General features: G+C 57.6%; 16 protein-coding genes. 10 read left to right on the forward strand and 6 right to left on the reverse strand.

The features are described from left to right. Positions 1-378: 378 nt before the first annotated feature. Complete coding sequence (xerA, locus tag J2741_RS04615) at positions 379-1,335, reverse strand: site-specific tyrosine recombinase/integron integrase (RefSeq protein ID WP_209673847.1); 957 nt, start codon at positions 1,333-1,335, stop codon at positions 379-381. 63 nt (positions 1,336-1,398) lie between these two features. Between xerA and J2741_RS13025 the strand changes: the two genes are divergently transcribed. Beyond that, on the forward strand, positions 1,399-1,533 hold the full coding sequence (locus J2741_RS13025; RefSeq protein ID WP_280897349.1) for a hypothetical protein: 135 nt from the start codon (positions 1,399-1,401) through the stop codon (positions 1,531-1,533). 703 nt (positions 1,534-2,236) lie between these two features. Here the strand turns inward: J2741_RS13025 and J2741_RS13100 are convergent. After that, positions 2,237-2,950, reverse strand: coding sequence for a PKD domain-containing protein (locus J2741_RS13100; protein WP_209673848.1), 714 nt, complete (start codon positions 2,948-2,950; stop codon positions 2,237-2,239). A gap of 2,216 nt (positions 2,951-5,166) precedes the next feature. On the opposite strand from J2741_RS13100, the gene J2741_RS04625 reads away from it, so the two are divergent. The 5 genes from J2741_RS04625 (at position 5,167) to J2741_RS04645 (ending at position 9,385) form a co-directional block, all read left to right on the forward strand. Next, the gene (locus tag J2741_RS04625; protein WP_209673849.1) at positions 5,167-5,889 is read left to right on the forward strand and encodes a response regulator; all 723 of its coding nucleotides are present in this window, start codon (positions 5,167-5,169) and stop codon (positions 5,887-5,889) included. 305 nt (positions 5,890-6,194) lie between these two features. Next, the gene (locus tag J2741_RS04630; protein ID WP_209673850.1) at positions 6,195-6,743 is read left to right on the forward strand and encodes a DUF5806 family protein; all 549 of its coding nucleotides are present in this window, start codon (positions 6,195-6,197) and stop codon (positions 6,741-6,743) included. Next, a complete protein-coding gene (mobB, locus tag J2741_RS04635; RefSeq protein ID WP_209673851.1) occupies positions 6,740-7,444 on the forward strand; it encodes a molybdopterin-guanine dinucleotide biosynthesis protein B in 705 nt (234 codons plus the stop codon). Before J2741_RS04630 ends, mobB begins: the two co-directional genes overlap by 4 nt. Positions 7,445-7,463: 19 nt before the next feature. Then, positions 7,464-8,819 (forward strand): phosphoglucosamine mutase, encoded by a 1,356-nt coding sequence (gene glmM / locus J2741_RS04640; protein ID WP_209673852.1) that lies wholly within the window; start codon positions 7,464-7,466, stop codon positions 8,817-8,819. Positions 8,820-9,070: 251 nt separating this feature from the next. Further along, positions 9,071-9,385 carry an acylphosphatase gene (locus tag J2741_RS04645; RefSeq protein WP_209673853.1) on the forward strand — a complete coding sequence of 105 codons (315 nt, stop codon included), beginning with the start codon at positions 9,071-9,073 and terminating at the stop codon, positions 9,383-9,385. Position 9,386: 1 nt separating this feature from the next. Here J2741_RS04645 and cas1 read toward each other — a convergent pair whose 3' ends face one another. Beyond that, positions 9,387-10,313 (reverse strand): CRISPR-associated endonuclease Cas1, encoded by a 927-nt coding sequence (gene cas1 / locus J2741_RS04650; protein ID WP_209673854.1) that lies wholly within the window; start codon positions 10,311-10,313, stop codon positions 9,387-9,389. Positions 10,314-10,713: 400 nt separating this feature from the next. On the opposite strand from cas1, the gene J2741_RS04655 reads away from it, so the two are divergent. From J2741_RS04655 to J2741_RS04665, 3 genes are read left to right on the forward strand one after another with little or no spacing between them, the layout of a single operon-like run. Further along, positions 10,714-12,003: a phenylacetate--CoA ligase family protein gene (locus tag J2741_RS04655; protein WP_209675511.1), complete on the forward strand. Its 1,290-nt coding sequence runs from the start codon at positions 10,714-10,716 to the stop codon at positions 12,001-12,003. Beyond that, positions 12,004-13,305 (forward strand): phenylacetate--CoA ligase family protein, encoded by a 1,302-nt coding sequence (locus J2741_RS04660; protein ID WP_209673855.1) that lies wholly within the window; start codon positions 12,004-12,006, stop codon positions 13,303-13,305. Further along, complete coding sequence (locus J2741_RS04665; protein WP_209673856.1) at positions 13,306-13,740, forward strand: acetolactate synthase; 435 nt, start codon at positions 13,306-13,308, stop codon at positions 13,738-13,740. It begins immediately after the preceding gene. Between the two features lie 546 nt (positions 13,741-14,286). On the opposite strand, the gene J2741_RS04670 is transcribed toward J2741_RS04665, so the two are convergent. After that, positions 14,287-15,576 (reverse strand): orotidine 5'-phosphate decarboxylase / HUMPS family protein, encoded by a 1,290-nt coding sequence (locus J2741_RS04670; protein ID WP_209673857.1) that lies wholly within the window; start codon positions 15,574-15,576, stop codon positions 14,287-14,289. Between the two features lie 396 nt (positions 15,577-15,972). Here J2741_RS04670 and J2741_RS04675 point away from each other — a divergent pair, with 396 nt between their 5' ends. Then, the gene (locus tag J2741_RS04675; RefSeq protein WP_209673858.1) at positions 15,973-16,896 is read left to right on the forward strand and encodes a DUF475 domain-containing protein; all 924 of its coding nucleotides are present in this window, start codon (positions 15,973-15,975) and stop codon (positions 16,894-16,896) included. A 1-nt stretch (position 16,897) separates the two neighbouring features. Here J2741_RS04675 and J2741_RS04680 read toward each other — a convergent pair whose 3' ends face one another. Both J2741_RS04680 and J2741_RS04685 read right to left on the reverse strand, forming a co-directional pair. Next, entirely contained in the window at positions 16,898-17,245 is a 348-nt protein-coding gene (locus tag J2741_RS04680; RefSeq protein WP_209673859.1) for a rhodanese-like domain-containing protein, read from the reverse strand. An 11-nt stretch (positions 17,246-17,256) separates the two neighbouring features. Then, positions 17,257-17,649 (reverse strand): class II SORL domain-containing protein, encoded by a 393-nt coding sequence (locus J2741_RS04685; protein ID WP_209673860.1) that lies wholly within the window; start codon positions 17,647-17,649, stop codon positions 17,257-17,259. Positions 17,650-17,687: the final 38 nt, after the last annotated feature.

Raw genomic sequence — 17,687 nt, forward strand, 5'->3', positions numbered from 1 at the left:
CTACCTGGTCTGGACACCGGAGCTGCGGGGAGCAGCCGGGGCGACCGCCAAATAATGCAGATTCATCATCCTGGGCGATCCCTGGAGATTTCCTTGTTCACGTTAAGGGAAAAAGACCCGAAAATTTCCATAGGACCTCCCATTTCACGAATAAAAGAAATCCGCGATTTTTCGATAACCAGGAATATTTCCTGGAAAGTACGAAAAACCCGGTACCTCACCCGGGAACGAATATATGGTTCTCCTCCCTATCAAGGGCCGTAAAGCCCGGTTACTTCTCCGGGGGCCTCTGATATGGTCGTTTCTTCGGATCAGGAGCCCTGATACCCCATGTTTTTTTCTGCGACCGACTATCCGGCCTCCCTACCTCCAGCGGTGCTAGTGCTCCGGGGATTCATCCCTGGGGCGTTTCTTCACCGGTTCGTGATTTCCTTCCGACAGGGGGAAGAACTCCTGGTAGACGCGTTTCCGCTCGTCCAGGTCGGTATGCAGGTAGATCTCGGTGGTTTTGATGGAGGTGTGACCCAGGTTCTCCTGGACCACCCGCAGGTTCTTTGACCTGCGGTAGAGTTCGCTCGCGTAACTGTGCCGGATTTTGTGAGGCGTTATGCCCGGCGGGGCATATTTCTTGAAGATATGTTGTACCGAGCGGGGAGAGATATGGTGCCCCTGCTGGCCGGCGAAAAGCGGCCCCTCGATGTGGTTCCCGATGAAGCGGGAGAGCTCTTCGAGGGTCTCGGGGTCCACGAACACGATCCTGATCTTGCCCCCTTTTCCCTTAACCCGGATGGTCTCGTCCTCGAAATCGATGTCCTCGATGTTTATTGTGCAGAGCTCCGATACGCGGACGCCGGTGGCGTAGATGGTACGCACGATAAGCCGGTCACGGGGGTCTTCTATGGAGGCGATCAGCCGCAGCACCTGGCTGTGTTTAAGATAACGGAGCTCCTGGTCCTTGATCTTCGGCCGTTCCACTCCGAGCATGGGGTTGTTCTCGATGACCCCCTGGGCGTAGAGGAACCGGTAAAAGGAGCTCAAGGTGGAGATGACCCGGTGGAGTGTCTTCGCCTTGTAGGTCCGCTGGGAACTCATGAAGGTGAGATAATCGCTGATCATGGCCGGCTTGACGTTCACCTCGGTGTCCAGCCGGGCCGGAGCGAGCTCGTCCCAGAAGACCTGGAGCTTCTCCGGGTCGGCGGTGCGCCGGAGCCAGACATAGTAGCCGAAGTTCCGGACCACCTGCTCGTAACTCTGGATGGTCCGGGCCGAATAATTGCGCATCCGGAGGTAATGGCGATACTTTCCGAGCCACTCTGAAAAAAAACCTCCGTGCATGCTCTATTCTTTATTACATCAAATAATTAAATTTTTGCGCAGAATCTCTCTTCTGCGCAAGTTATGGATTCGGGAGTGCGATCCGGCGCCGGAGCTTCCCGGGCCCCCCGGGCCACCTGTTACGATGCCGGTACCGCGCCCGGAGCCGGTGAAAACGTCCTTGCGAAGAGCCTGACATTCGACACTCTGGGGACCTAAGATTCATGACCCGGAATGGTAATTGTGGCCCGCGGATTATATCGTGATCTCATAACTCCCGATCCCGACCCGTACTACAGGACCCCTGACCCTTCCCGTGTGCGGATTAGGCGTAATCGTAGCGGAAAGAAATCTCGAAAATACGGGCTTTTTATCGTGCCGAGACGGGACTTTTTCGAAGAAGATATGTTATCCATCGATAATTTGCAATTAGTCGTTAATTTGCCTTCTACGTGCGAATCGGGGATCTTGAGGGGGGTGGACAGGCGATCCGGAGATCACGACGGTCCGATCACCTGTCCGGGCCGCTCCTTCAAAAATTTCAGGGAGGTCCCCACCCTCCCGGGGGGGATTTGGATATCAGAACTGCAATGTTCCGGAGATGGTCCGGCTATCTCGGACATCCCCACAGGCGTTGAACCCGCCCGAGCGTAGTACATCTGGATGGACTCCCTGGTCCCAATGATAACGCCGGGTAGTCCGGTTCGGGGCTTTGAGGGTCCCTTGCCTCACCACGAGATATATCTTCGATGAGATATCGAACCAGGGCGGGCGCTAAAGAGTACATACGCTCCGCCCCGGGCTCCCGCTCGTCGAAAAATCCGAAATATTTCGGTCGCATCCCTCCCTGCAGACGGAAGGTATGAGATGCTAACACCGCCGTTTCAGCAGCGTCCCTGTCACGAACATCCCTGCGAGAATCTCAACGGCGACGACGAAAGGATGTGTTCCCGCGCTTGTTGCCGGGTTCCACCCTGATGATCTCTGTGGCCCGGTCGGATCCGTCAGGCCCGGCCACTTCGAGGACTACCGTGTACATGCCGGGATTCCGGAAAATATGGGTCGTATTTGGCGTGGCGGCACGGCTCCCGTCCCCAAAGTCCCAGGACCATGCGGTTATATCTCCGGTCCAGGCACCCGTGTATTCAACCGCCAGGGGAACAGTTCCTCCGCTGACATTCGACCGGAACGATACCTCCGGGGGCACCTGCAACGGTCCATAATACCAGACATCGTTCAACGGAATGTCGGCGGAGCCGCCGATGACCCACAGGCCGCCTTTAAATGCCGCAACTCCCTGGCCGTAACGCGGGGAAAACCCGGCATGCTCGGTGTCCATGGTCCAGGTTATTCCGTCTCCGGAATGCCACACACTGTCGAAGGCATACCTCGGGGGATATTTGACGTCACAAAACGGGGGAGGACCTCCGCCCCCGGCGATCCACCGACTGTCGTTGAATACGGCAAGCGGGACGAATTCACGATCCCCGAATGCGGGTGAGGAATTTTCCAGGCGCCACGAGCGCCCGTCGGTCGTCGACCATACGTCATTGAGCCACTGCATGATTGTAGAGCCCCTGCTGTTCTCGGTCCTGGAATAGCCCCCGATTATCCAGGGGCGGGCGTCGTATGCCACGACACCCGGTCCATGACGGGGAAGGAACTCTGCGTGATCCTTCTCACGCGTCCAGTTCTTTCCATCTTCCGACGACCATACGTCGTTCGCAAAGCCATTTGGCGTTTCGCCGCCGATGATCCAGATTCGTCCGTCAAATACTGCAACTCTGTGCCATACCCGCGGGGAAAAAGCTGCATATGCGGTCTCCCGGGTCCAGTGTTTTCCATCGGCCGACGACCATACCCCGTTATCATAACCAGTTTCGGTGTACCCCCGATTACCCGGATACGCTCGTCGAATACCACGACCCCGTGCCCGAACCGGGAGGGAAGGCCCGCATCCTCCGTTTCCAGTGACCAGGTCTTCCCATCCGTAGAAGACCACACGTCGTTGTAGGTCCCATTCATTTCAGGGGTGAACGGTGGGAGGGAGGTCCCGCCAATTACCCATAATTTACCGTCGAACACGGTGGTGCCGTGCCAGCCCGGGGTGAAAAGCCGGCATCGGGGTTTACCTGCGACCAATACAGGTCATTCTCCGCACCGGATAAAGTCGGGAGAAGAACGAAGAAACAACAAAGGACCGCAAATAGAAGTGCCCGTTGCGGAGTTCCTCCGGGCGATATTATAAAAAATACTATTCGTATATTTTTATTTATTTTTCGATTTTGTAAGGTCTCTTGTGGCGCCTTCCGGCCCGAAGGCGTTTAAAGGGATATGTTCGTGAGGGCGCGACGGTCGATATCATGAATTCGTTCATATTTTTTGGAAAATGAAATAACCAGATATTTACCGGAAATGGTAATTCTTCCGGAGCTGATAAGCTGCCCTTAACCTGGGGACGGCGTTCACAACACCGCTCGTATTCATGCAGGATCAGGCAGGATTGTAATTTTTCTCCCGGAAACATCCTGAATCCGGAGCCCCTGCTTCCTTGATCTTGAACGCGTTGATTCTCGTTGGTCGACCGATGGGATGAAATAACAAGTCCCTTTAAACGTTGAAACCCGGGACAACCCATGATTTCTCGAATGGAAGTCGCGACTTTGCGAGTGTAAAAAACGCCCCTCATTATTCGAACCGGCCCCGGAGTGGCGCGAACCGTCCTGGAATTGAGAGGGATCGCCGGCTTTTACAGAATCGGGATGAATGTCACCGAAACCAGATCCGCGGTAGAAACGCCTGCTTCCTCGATGTACGCACCCTGAGCCTTAGTATTTGACGGAACACTTCCTGCTGATTACTTATACTACGGCTACGGACTCATCTCTATCCTTTTATGATCCGCAAGATCATCTCCCGGGATTCAGATGATTGTTTTTGAAATAGTCGGTTCATAACAAAATTCTCGCAGATCTCTCTCTCTGTCCTGACTTGAACCGTCGAATTCGGTCGCCATGGAGCAGGAGTCCTGTTTCCGGACCCTTCCGGGTCCCTGTTCGTTAAGATCACTCTCTGTTCCGGAACTCCCCTTTACCCGTGAGCCGGGCTTTTACACTTTCACGCCCTGCCCGCCGATCGTTCAAATAACCATCCGTTGACATTCGATCTGCCTGCATGGCACGACTTCGTGCAGGCACTGCAGCACGTGTATATCCTGACACAGCAAAAAATGGGCCAGACGGTGAATTACCCCCTCACCCGGCCTCTTTTTTCCCCGGGACGTACCTGGAGTTTCCCTCTTACGTTCTTTTTTTCGCATGTTCCGGGCTGACCGGAAATCATGGAGTCAGTAACAAACCCACCGGAATCTGCCACGTTTAGGCCCAATGATCGACCCATGAGTCGTACCCGCCCGGGACTGCCAGGGACTCGATAAAAGATTTATATGAATTCGTGTTCGGACCCGGGAAGACCCCCCGGTCTGGAGAAGGATTTTCAACAGTTGTCACTGTTCTTATTGAAAAATTCCCTGGTTTTGCGACCCTGATTCGCGTTCGTGCGAATAAAAAAAACAAAGGGAAAAATATCATATAAGTTGAAAACTACTGTTATATTGCTCAATTCAAGGTGGCATACCCCGGGCAACGTGATAATTAGCATAAACCGTATGATGCTATACAATGAAGGAGTCACAGAGCATCGCGGAAACGGTTCAAAAGGAAAAATACTAGGAGATTGTTGAGAAAGAGAACAAAGGGATACTTCCCGCTGCGTCTTCAAAGCCCGGGAGATCCACACGATCCACCCCGGCCGCGAGATTTATAATATCAGGCTGCTATTCCCGCATTCATCATGATCACCGTGCTGTTTGTCGATGACGAGCCCGCACTCCTGGACCTCTCCAGAATATTCTTGGAAAGGACGGGTGAAGTGAAGGTCGATACCTGCGGGACGGCAATCGAGGCCCTTAAACAGCTCACCGGGAGGCGGTACGATGCCATCATCTCGGATTACGATATGCCGGGAATGGATGGCCTGGATTTTCTGAAGAAGATCCGGAATTCGGGTGATACCACCCCCTTCATCATGTTCACCGGAAAGGGACAGGAACAGGTGATGATGGAATCGCTGCGGAACGGTGCCGATTTTTATATCCAGAAAGAGGGCTCTCCGAAACCCCAGTTCGCCCAGCTGGTGCATTACCTGAAGATCGCCGTGGTCCAGAGGAGGGCGCTCGAGGATCTTACTATTGCTCAGTACGCCCTGGAAAAGTCCCCAGTTTCGGCATTCATCATGGATGGATTCGGAAGGATACTCCAGAGCAACGAGCATTTCAGAAACTGCCTCGGATACGGGCCGGAACAGCTTCGCCTGAACGGGCTTTCGGACCTCGACCCCTGTTTCGAGGGCGAGGCGCTTGCCAGGTTCCTCGACCGCTTAAAAGAAGAGCGACACGTGGAGTGCTCCGTCTCGTTCAGGTCGAGGGCGGGCGGACAGGTTCCTTTCCTGATCCGATGCACTATCAAAGAATTCGGGGACAAGACGGTTATTTTCGTGTATGCCCAGGAAGTATGAAGGTCCGGGGCCCCTCTTGGACGAGATGCACCGGAGAATAAATCGTTCCCTTCGTTTTTCGTTCATTGGTAAGGAATGGTACCGGTGAATGCTCCCGTAACACCCGGACCCGAGACTCATTACGACTGGAATCCCCCGGGCTATAGTCCCGGAACCACACGGTTTCTCTTCTTGAATCGCATCCATGCAAGCAGGCAACCGTACCCGCGAACGCTCCTGTTATCTCCGGACCCGCACGGCGCCGACCTGTCCCGGGGGGACGCTGCCTCATGCTATATTAAAGGGTCCGTTCCAACTATGATCAGATGCGCAACCGATTCGGCCCGGATGATGTGAACAAGTACAAGAAATTCAAGAAGGTTGACGGTGCGACCTACCGCAGGGTGAACCAGTTCCTGCGGAAACGCACCTATATCACCGCGAGGGAATGGGCGATCGCCCGGCTCTGCACCGACTTCCGGACGCGGGGAGGGGCTGAAATGACATTCATTGGCCAGCATCTCCCCGAACTCGTCCCTTTCATGAAAGAGCCCTATACCCCCCAGGCGGTCAACCAGGCGAGGAACTCTTTCAAGAAAAAGGTCTACAAATCGGGCGCTACTTTTTTCTACGGTGCGATGTGCGGGTTTTTCACCACCGACGAGCTCGACGACCTCCTCTTTGAGGCCTCCGAGGTCGCACGGTTCCTCCTCGAGGTGGAGCGGAGCACCCTCGATATCGACGAGGAGATTGATGTAGAGGACAGGATCACCGAGGTGATGAGGAGCGTGGGAGAGGCAGCAAAGACAATCCTCCGCACCCGGGTCAGGAAAGACGAGGAAGACGAATACGACGGGGAAGAGGTCGTGGAATGAGGGTTATCCACGTCGCCGGCCTGTCGGGATCCGGAAAGACCCGGTTCATCTCGCAGTTGGTACCCCCTCTTCGGGAACGCGGCCCTGTCGCAGTGGTCAAACACCTGGGACACCACCAGTGGGACCTCCAGGAAGGAAAGGATACCACGGTATTCTTCGAATCCGGGGCGGTTTCGGTGGGGATAGACTCCCGTAAATCGGTAATGGTCATGGAAGAGCACGACCTGGAAACGGTGCTCGGAATGCTGGACCGTATCGGGATGGCGTTCGCGGTCATCGAGGGGTTCAAGCAAAAGCCCTTCCCGAAGATCGCAATCGGCGGGCTGCCGCATCCCGAAAATGTCCTGTTTGAGGACCCTCCGGTCGAACTGGTCCTTGACCACCTGGACATGTTCCCGGAATTCCACGGAAGCTCCGCACCTGGGGTCAACCAGGTGGCCGGAAACGACCCGTTCACTCTGAAACTGGAAATCCCCGCGGGAGGCCCGGAATGGGATCCGGATGAATTCTCCCGGTCAGTCCTCGCCGGCATGGACCAGGACTACCCCGGCCTCCGCGGGTCCCTTGTCCGTTCCGGCCCGGGCGAAAAGAAGGTATCCCTTCAGATCTCGGCCCCCGACCCCCGGTCGGCATATTCGGCAATGAACAGGGTCTTGGAAAAAATGAGAGAAGCAATCCCATATTCCTCATCCACTGGATAACGAAAGGACTGACCTGGCAATGAGCGTAACAAAACTGGAAAAGAAACTCTTCGGCACCAACGGGGTGCGTGGAGTCACCGGCGTGGACATGACCCCGGAACTTGCCCTGACCATCGGCATGGCATTCGGGTCGATGCGAAAAGGACGGATCGCGATCGGGAGAGACACGAGGACCTCGGGCCCGGCGCTTTCCAGCGCCGTGGCCGCAGGATTACTCGCCACCGGGTGCGACGTGGTGGACTGCGGGGTGCTCCCCACCCCGGCGCTGCAGTTCATCGTCCGGGAGAAATTCGCCGGGGGAGTGATGATCACCGCGTCTCATAACCCTCCCGAATACAACGGGATCAAGGTCATCGAACCGGATGGGACCGAGATGGGGGACGATGCGACCGTTGCGCTAGAACACCGGGTCTTCTCAAGGGACTTTGTGCTCGCCGACTGGGACGGGGTCGGGATGGAAGAGCGCGCACCCCGGGCGGTGGATGACTATATCCGGGCCATTATCTCCCGTTTCAAACCCGGTATCGGGAAGGGGATCACCGTTGTGGTCGACCCGGGGTGCGGGGCGGCTGCGTGGACCACTGCGAAGATCCTCACCGGGCTCGGGTGCCGGGTGCTGACCATCAACGCACTCGAAGACGGCACGTTCCCGGGAAGGATGCCTGAGCCCTCCATCGAGGGGTTGTCCGGGCTCGCGGACCTCGTCCGTTCGACCGGTGCCGCATTCGGGGTAGCCCATGACGGCGACGCCGACAGGGCGGTTTTTGTCGATGAAACCGGGACCTACGTGGAAGAGAACAGGGAGTTCGCCCTGGTGGAACGGTACATCTGCGCCCGGTCGAAAGGAGCGGTGGTCACCCCGGTCAGTTCCTCGCTGCTGATAGAGACCGTCGCCAGGGAATCAGGCTGCACCACAGTCTATACCCCGGTCGGGAGCATCTATGTCGCCAGGACCATGATCGACCTCATCGCCGGGGGGACCCCGGTGGTGTTCGGCGGTGAAGGAAACGGGGGGCTGATCTTCCCGGACCACCAGTTCTGCCGGGACGGCGGGATGACCGCCGCGACCATGGTGGCCATCCTCGCAGGGGAAAAGCGGGCGCTTTCAGCCCTCGTCGCTGAGCTCCCTCCGTTCCACCTGATCAAGGACAAGCGCCGGGTGGATGACCCGGGATCCCTGGTGAAAAAGGTGCAGGAGGTATTTTCCAGGGATCGGCTCGACCTCACCGACGGGGTTCGCATCAACCGGGACCTGACCTGGGCCCTCGTCCGTCCCTCCGGCACCGAACCGCTCGTACGGGTGCTGGTCGAGTCGGAGGACCCGCAAAAGGCCGAGGCCCTGTACAAGGAAATCCTGACACTCTTCAAGAATTAGGAGCCTTCCGGAAGCATCCCGTTAAAAACCACGTCCCTTTTCTTTTTTCGCCATAAAGGCCCTTTCATGACGATTTTTCGAACATTCCATGCACATGGCCGCCCGTATTGATAAACCATATAATGCTATACCTTAACCTTCCCTGACCGGATAAGGCGTATCGGACCCTTCGTGCCTTTATCCGGGCGGCAACACCTGAAAGGAGCGAGTGGAAAAGAACTTATAACCCGGTCAGGAATAGTCTCAAAGGGATGAATCCGAACAAGGGAGGAGAGGGACCCCTGCATAAGACCATCGAAATACGGATCTCGGGCCGGGTGCAGAAGGTGGGGCTTCGAAACTGCATCCGGCGCATCGCCGCGAAACTGAACGTGCACGGCGAAGTGATGAACCTCCCTGACGGAACGGTGAGGGCCGTGGCGAGCGGAGACCCTATCCTTCTCGAGAAATTCCTGTCGATGATCTACGGATGCCCCCGTGCCCTGATCCGGGACGTCGAGGTCAGGGATCACGAGCCGGCCACCTACGACGATTTTATCATCCGGAGAGGGGGACTCCCGCCCTGACCTATTTTACAATGTAGAACTCGGACTTCTTTTGCAGGGCTTCGATGAGGACCATGACCTGGGCGTCGATCATATCCTGGTCGATCGAGGCATGGAAGATCTGGGTCAGTCTGCGCCGCAGGCCATCCGAAATGTGGCACCGGGTCTCCCCGCATTCGAACTCCCACTCAGATAGCCCGTCCCTGATCAGGGCGAGGACCGGGCGGTCGATCATCTCCGACTTGAACGGATCCATTACGTCGTATACCAGTCCTTTCGGCCCCCGATGGAGGAACCCGTAGCCGGGATCGAGGTGGGCCCCCAGCACCGCCACCGCCGTATTCCCAAAGAGCATATTATACCCCACCGAGAGGATGGTGTTGACTACATCGAGATAAGGACTCCCGGTCCTCCTGCGGAACCCGAGACTCCCAGGCAGGGTACGGGAGAGGATCTCGTAGTACATGTCCGAGGTGAGACGGTGCACCCTCCGGATCTCCTCCACCCTGACCAGGAACTCGAGCTCGTCCATCGTCTGGTGGAGGATTTGCAGCTCGCCCTCGTAGAGAAGATTCCCCCCCTGCATCCGTTCCAGCCGCTCGATCTCCAGGAGTCGGGCGCTCAGTGCACCCCTGGCGATCGCTACCGCGTAGCTGTGGCCGAACACCGAATGCTGTGCATCGTGGACTTCCCTGTCGAGAGTTCCCCCGAACGGTCGCGTTATCCCCAGCGGTTCGCCGTCTGCGGCAAAAAATGAGATATACGCCCCTTCCCTGAGGAGGCGGGAGACCGCAGAGGTGTGAAGTGAATGCCCTCCCATTACCATGAGGTGCTTCACCTTCGCGAGAGGAATCTCCTCCGACCTGCCGTCCTGCTGGACCACCAGGGTACTGCCGGTGGCGCGAATATGAGCCCCGAAACCACTTACACAATACCAGGGAACCTGCACGGACCACTACCCGGGTCATCCCGGGGGACAACCCTTTGGTAAGATATTTGCCCCATGTATCTACATCAATTCATCGATTGGAAGCCGAATCATAGAATATGTCCCAGGGAGAGCCGCTTAAGGAATTACCGGGCGGGGCGGACAGATCGCGGGCCCCGTGTTCTCGCGGGGTTTCCCCTGACACGTCATGCTCCATAGGAACTTCGAGGGTTAATGCGCGGAATATTCGGGATTACCTGCGTGGAGCGGGACACGCCAGGGGGATCCCGGGTGCCACTGCCATGCCATGTCATAGCATTTTTGGCCCCCGGGGGCCTAATATCTGGTATCCCTGCACGGGAGTCCCCGCTCACGGGATCCCCGTGACCGATACTCTGTGGTACCGGGAGATTGAATGACCATGTTCTGGAATGAGAAGATAGAGACCATGCCGCCCGCGGAACTCGCGGCGCTCCAGCTGGACCGTTTGAAACAGACCCTCCTGCAGGTGCAGAATGTTGAATTCTATCGGATTAAATTGAAAGAGGCGGGAATCCGGCCCGGGGATATCAGGACCCTGGACGACGTGCAGAAACTCCCCTTCACCGTGAAGCAGGATCTCCGCAACGGGTATCCCTTCGGGTTTTTCGCGGTCCCCCTGCAGAAAGTGGTGCGGATCCACACCACCTCCGGCACCACCGGGAAACCTACGGTGGTGGGATACACCTGTAACGACCTCGAGACATGGGCGGACTTAATCGCCCGGAATCTTACCATGGTAGGCCTTACCGACCGGGATATCTTCCAGAACATGGTCAACTACGGAATGTTCACCGGCGGTCTGGGGTTCCATTACGGGGCGGAAAAGGTCGGGATGACGGTGATCCCGAGCGCCACGGGCAATACCAGGAGGCAGATCGAGATGATCCAGGACTTCGGGGTGACCGCGATCCACTGCACCCCCAGTTATGCCATGCACCTCGCCGAAGTGGCTGAAGAGATGAACGCCCCGCTGGAGAGCCTGAAGACCGGCCTTTTCGGGGCAGAGCCCTGGTCGAACTCCATGAGAAAGGAGCTCGAGTCTAAGCTCGGGGTCACCGCCTACGACTCGTACGGGCTCTCCGAGCTCTTCGGGCCGGGGGTTGCCTTCGAGTGCACGGAGCGGGACGGGTTGCATATCTGGCACGACTGCTACCTGGTGGAGATTATCAACCCGGTCACGGGCGAGGTGCTCGGTGACGGGGAGCGGGGGGAGCTGGTGGTCACCCCGCTCAAAAAGGAGGCCATGCCCCTGCTCCGTTACCGCACCGGGGACATTACCATGAAGTTCGAGGACGGGTGCCTCTGCCGGAGAGGCCAGAAGATCGCCAGGATCACCGGGCGGAGCGATGATATGCTGGTAATTCGGGGGATCAACGTGTTTCCCTCCCAGATCGAACACGTCCTGCTCCGGATTCCGGAGGTAGGCAATCAGTTTATGGTTTATGTAGACAGAATCAATCATCTGGACGAAATGACAATCGAGGTGGAGATTAACCGGAATTACTTCAGCGGAGAGCTTGCAGACCTGGCGCGGATCCAGAAGAAAGTGGTGAAGGAGCTCCGGGATACCCTCGAGCTCCGGACTACGGTAAAACTGGTCGAACCCGGATCCCTGCCCCGGTTCGAGGGGAAAGCAAAGAGGGTCGTCGACCGCCGGGGGGAGATGTAGGTGCACTTCTGGGATCCGCGGATCGAGGAGATGCCGCTCGAAGAACTCAGGAAGATGCAGTACCGCCTGTTAAAGACCCTTGTCTATCGGCTCTACAGTTTCTCTCCCTTCTACCACGAACGGATGCGGGAGCAGAAGGTGCACCCCGACGACATCCGCTCGCTCGGGGATATCGGGAAACTGCCCTATATGTACAAGCGAGACCTCCGGGACAACTACCCGGACCGGATCTTCACTGCATCGCAGGACGACCTGGTCCGGTATCACGTCTCCTCGGGGACTACAGGAAAGCCGACGGTGGTGGGATACACCCAGGCGGACCTGAACAACTGGACCACTTCGCTTGCCCGGGGGCTCACGTCGTGCGGTCTCGGGAGGGGCGACGTGATCCAGGTGAGTTACGGGTACGGCCTCTTCACCGGCGGGCTCGGGCTCCACTACGGGGCGGAACGGATCGGGGCGACCGTGCTCCCCACCAGCGTGGGGAACACCGAACGCCAGATCGAGCTGATGCAGGACCTGCACGCGACTGCGATAGCCTGCACCCCCTCTTACCTGCTCCATATGGGCGAAGTAGCGGAGAAGATGGGGGTTTCAATAAAGAACGATACGGATCTCCGGGCCGGGATCCTCGGTGCCGAACCGTGGTCGGCCACCATGAAGACCCGGATCGAGGAGGGGCTCGGGATCAAGGCCTACGACATCTACGGCACGAGCGAGCTCTCCGGTCCCATGTTCTGCGAGTGCTCGGCCCAGAAAGGGTTCCACGTATGGGGTGACCTCGCATACGTCGAGGTCCTCGACCCGGAGACCGGAGAACCGCTTCCTTCCGGGGAGAAGGGCGAGCTCGTGATCACCATGCTCCAGAAGGAGGCGCTCCCCATGATCCGGTACAAGATCGGGGATATAAGCTCGGTCGAGGACGAGGTCTGTCCCTGCGGGCGGACCCATCCCCGGGTGCAGCGGATCTCGGGCCGGGTCGACGATATGCTGATCATCCGGGGGATCAACGTCTTCCCCTCCCAGATCGAGCATGCCCTGATGAATATCCCGGAGGTCGGGGACCATTTCCAGATCGTGGTCGACCGGAAGGGAGCCCTCGACGAGATGCTCGTCCGGGTCGAGGTCTCGCCGGAAGCATTCTCCGACAAGATCACCGACCTGATGAAGATAGGAAAGCTGGTCGAACACCGGCTCCGGAACTCCCTCAACGTAGCGGTGAATGTGGAACTGGTGGAACCAGGCTCCCTGCCCCGCTTCGAGGGGAAAGCAAAGAGAGTGATTGACAGGAGGTCGCTCTGAATGGACGAATCACAGTTTATCATAAAACAGATCTCGGTGTTCTCCGAGAACAGGCCCGGGAGGCTGGCGGCCATCGCCCATGCCCTTGAAGAGGAAAAGATCAATATCCTGGCGTTTTCCATCGCCGAAGCGAACGGGTTCGGGGTAGTACGAGCCCTTGTCGACTTTCCCCAGAAGGCCTACAAGAAGCTGACCGGGCTCGGGTTCAACGTGGCCTTCACCGATGTTATCGCGGTGAAGATGCGGGACGAACCGGGAGGACTCTACGAGATCGCCAACATGCTCGGAGAAGGGGCGATCAATATCGAATACTCCTACGCCTATAGCGGAAAGGACGGCGCGGTGCTGATCCTGCGGGTGGACGATGCGAAAAAGGCGATCACTTCCATCCTCTCCCGCGGGGGAACGCTCATTCCCAGTTCCACCTTCCAGTAACCCGGTCCCGGTCCCATCACTTTTTCCACGGATTCCCTGTCTTCGACGACCTCCCCGGTCCTGACACCCGGACAAATCCGAACACCGGGCATGACCGGATGCAATTGCTGGTTTCATGATGCATATCATCAATTTTTCAAAGACCCTACCGTCAGGTTCATTCACCGGTCATTCCCGCAACGCGTGCAGGTACAGGCACGCTCATCCGGTTCACCGTGCGTGGGAGGTTCCCCACGGCATAAAGTACCTGCGGTCATCCGGATCGTCCCGTATCAGGGGCAAAAGGGCCTCCCGCATCAGGATTCCCGGCTATATTCGCCGGTCGGGTGGTCTCCGGGAGGTTATTGGTGCCCGGACTTTCGTAGCTCTTGGATTTTTGCATTAATCTGATAATACGCAATATCAGCCGAAGTTGACCAGTACACGAAGATATCGCGTCGGCGCCTGCCGCAGTGCCGGGGGCGAGGCCCCGAAGAACGTCACGTTGTACGGAAGTCAGAGCAATACCCGGAAAAAAAAGAGAAAAGAAATTGGCTTGGAATAAGCCTATTTTTTCATCTCCCACCTGACCAGGTCGGCCACTTTGGAGAGCGTGCTCCCCCTGCGGATCTCCTCGCGGATCCGTTCTTCGTTCTTCCGAACCTCGAGCGCCCTCCGGGCAACCTCGTACACACGTTCCTTCGGGATCACCACCACACCGGACTCGTCCCCCACGATCCAGTCCCCAGGCCGGACCTCCTGCCCTGCGCACCTGATCCCGGTATTGATCTCCCCGAACCCTTTGGGATCGCCCGCGTTGGGGACGACGGCTCTGGCAAAGACCGGAAACTTCATTCTCCGGATATCGTCCACGTCGCGGACGCTCCCGTCGATTACCACTCCGGAGATGCCCCGTTGGATGCAGGAGAGCGTCGCCAGCTCTCCCCAGGGGGCGATGCTGGTGGAGCCCTCGTTGTTGACCACCAGTACGTCCCCCTTCCCCGCGACATCGATGGCTTCAACGGGTTTTGCCCAGTCGCCCGCAAACGACTGCACGGTGACTGCAGGGCCGGCCATCTTCACGTCCCCGCAGATCGACCAGATCCCCGACATGGCACCCTGCCGGTGCATCGCATCCGAGATGTTCGGTGTGGAGACCTCGGCAAGGATGGTGCGGATCTGCTCCTCCCTGGACCTGGTGACCACGACAGGCGGTCCCGGGCGGTCGATCGCCTCCCGCACACTGCGGGCGGACGCTTCGACATCGGCTGAATGGGTGATCGAGCCTCCGACGATGATGATATCGGCTCCGTTCTCCACTGCCTGGGCTGCGGTAACCGGGTTAAGTCCGCCGGCGACGGCGATCGGGATGCCTACCGTACCCTTGAGGGTCGCGAGGAGTTCGAGTGAACTCCTGCCGATCATCTGCTGGTCTATACCGACGTGAGCATTGAGGATATGCACTCCCAGGGACTCGAGCTCCTGCCCACGTTCAACGGGCCGCGGGACGTTGATCAGGTCGGCCATCAGGCGCACCCCGAACCGGGTTGCGGTCCGGACCGCCTCGGCGATCACCGTATCATCGGCGTCTGCAAGGACGCATACGACCGATGCCCCCGCTTTCGCCGCCATCTCGACCTCCAGAGCCCCCGTATCCGCGATCTTCATATCGGCCACTATCGGCCGGTCCGGAAAACGGGACGCGAGAACCCGGACTGCTTCCATCCCCTCGCTCTTGATCAGGGGGGTGCCTGCCTCGATCCAGTCTGCACCGCCCCTCACCGCCTCGCTCCCGATCTGGACCGCACGGGGGAGTTCCAGGAGGTCCAGGGCCACCTGAAGGATGGGTCGTGTCATACAGAAAGGTGGTGACACAACGCCTTATTCCTGTTCCCCGGCCGGGATGAAAACGCAGGATGTAGCATCTCGGTGATCGGCAGTCCTGCAGCCTCGATATAGCGGGATCTCAAGAAAATATCCGTTATTACCACAGTTCCTGATGCCTGGATTTTCGGACGATGGTGGTGGAGCGGTGTACAGGAGATCACCTTTTGGGTGGTGGAGTGGATGACGTCGCGGACGCCCTGAAAGCACCTGATACCCGGGTCCCTTCCCTGGCTGAACCGGGCGATATCCGCCCCCGCGTCTTCTCATGAGACGCAGATCCCGCTCACCCTATTCGTGTGTTTCGACGGAAAATGCCCATGTTCCGGGAAGGTTTAACACCCACCCCATCGACCTGATACCAGATCCATGGATATCGTCTCCATCGTCCTGGTGGTAGCAGGGCTCTGCCTCTTCGAGACCATCAGCAGCATCGACAACGCCATCATCAATGCAGAGGTCCTCTCCACGATGGCCGACTGGGCACGGAGATGGTTCCTTGTCTGGGGGCTCCTTTTTGCGGTCGTAGTGGTGCGGGGGGTTCTTCCCTGGCTTATCGTGTGGCTCTCCGCCCCCTCGCTCGGCCCGGTGGGAGCATTCACCGCAACCTTCTCGAGCGACCCGGCGGTGATCGCGGCCATCGAGGAATCGGCCCCCATGCTTCTTATCGGCGGCGGCACGTTCCTGATCTTTCTCTTCCTGCACTGGATCTTTCTGGAAGAGAAAAACTACGGGCTCCGGGGTGAAAAATACGTTGAGTCCAAAGGAGTCTGGTTTTTCGCAGCAGTCTCGATACTCCTGCTTCTCCTGGTCTGGTTTGCCCTGGAGAAAGATCCCGTAATGGCCTTCGGGGCAGTTGCCGGGTCCACCGCGTTCTTCATCGTGCACGGGTTCCGGCAGAACGCCGAGGAACAGGAGAGAAAGATGCTCGGCGGAAAAATGTCCGATATCTCCAAGATATTTTATCTCGAGGTGATCGATGCCACCTTCTCCATCGACGGCGTGCTCGGGGCGTTTGCATTCACGCTCTCGGTCCCGCTCATCCTTATCGGGAACGGTCTGGGTGCCATCGTGGTCCGCCAGATCACGGTCGGGAACATCGACCGGATAAAGAGATACCTCTTCCTGAAGAATGGTGCGATGTACTCGATCCTCTTCCTGGGGGTAATCATGGTGCTGGACAGTTTCGGGGTCAATATCCCGCCGTTCGTCTCTCCGGTGGTGACGTTCGCCGTAGTAGGGTTCTTCCTCGCAAAATCGATCAGGGCAAACAAGGAACCCGGTCCGTCCTGAATCACTTTTTTACGGGGAGGCCGGATTGTTTCCAGTTTTCTATGCCTCCCCTGATATTGACGACCCTGATAAAACCGCACGATCTCATCATGTCCCTCGTGCGTTCTCCACGATGCCCTTTTTTACAATATACCACGTAAATTCTCTCCCTGTCCCGGGTCTCGATCTTCGTCCTGAAGTCCGAACAGAAAAAGTCCAGGTTCTCCGCCCCGTTCAGGTGACCTTCGGAATATTCTCCGGGGGTTCTTACGTCCAGGATAACGCATCCGGGGGAAGAATCGATCAACTGCCTGCACCCGGCAGGATCAAGCTCGGCGGGAAACGTACCCGCGTCTCTTTGCGGGACCATGAGAAAAATAGTTATCCTATCTTGATCTCTTTCTTCGCCGACCAGAGCCCGTGCAGGTTGCAATATTCCACGGCATGGAGTACCCCGCTCTTGCCGAGCTTGACCTTGGCCGTCACCTCGGGATCGGTGGTCCCCGGGTTGAACGAGAATTTGCCGAGCATTATGGGATTAAACGCCCGTCCTTCTTCATAAAAGAACAAATGAATCCAGCGGATGGAATGCTCCACCGTGTTCGGGTGGGGTCCGACCGAGACCTTCAGCATGAAGGGTTCTTCCGGCTTTGCCATCGCGGGCGCCTCGATCTTCGGGGTGTGACTCTCTCGCTTTCCCAGGGCTTCACCTGCGGCCATATCGTACGTATTGATAATGGCTCCGATATCTTTCATTTCCATAATCGGTTGCACCACATGGCTAGAGGCAGACCAGAAATATAAAAGTTTGG

The sequence above is a fragment of the Methanolinea mesophila genome (genome assembly GCF_017873855.1).
Taxonomy (GTDB): Archaea; Halobacteriota; Methanomicrobia; order Methanomicrobiales; family Methanospirillaceae; genus Methanolinea_B; species Methanolinea_B mesophila.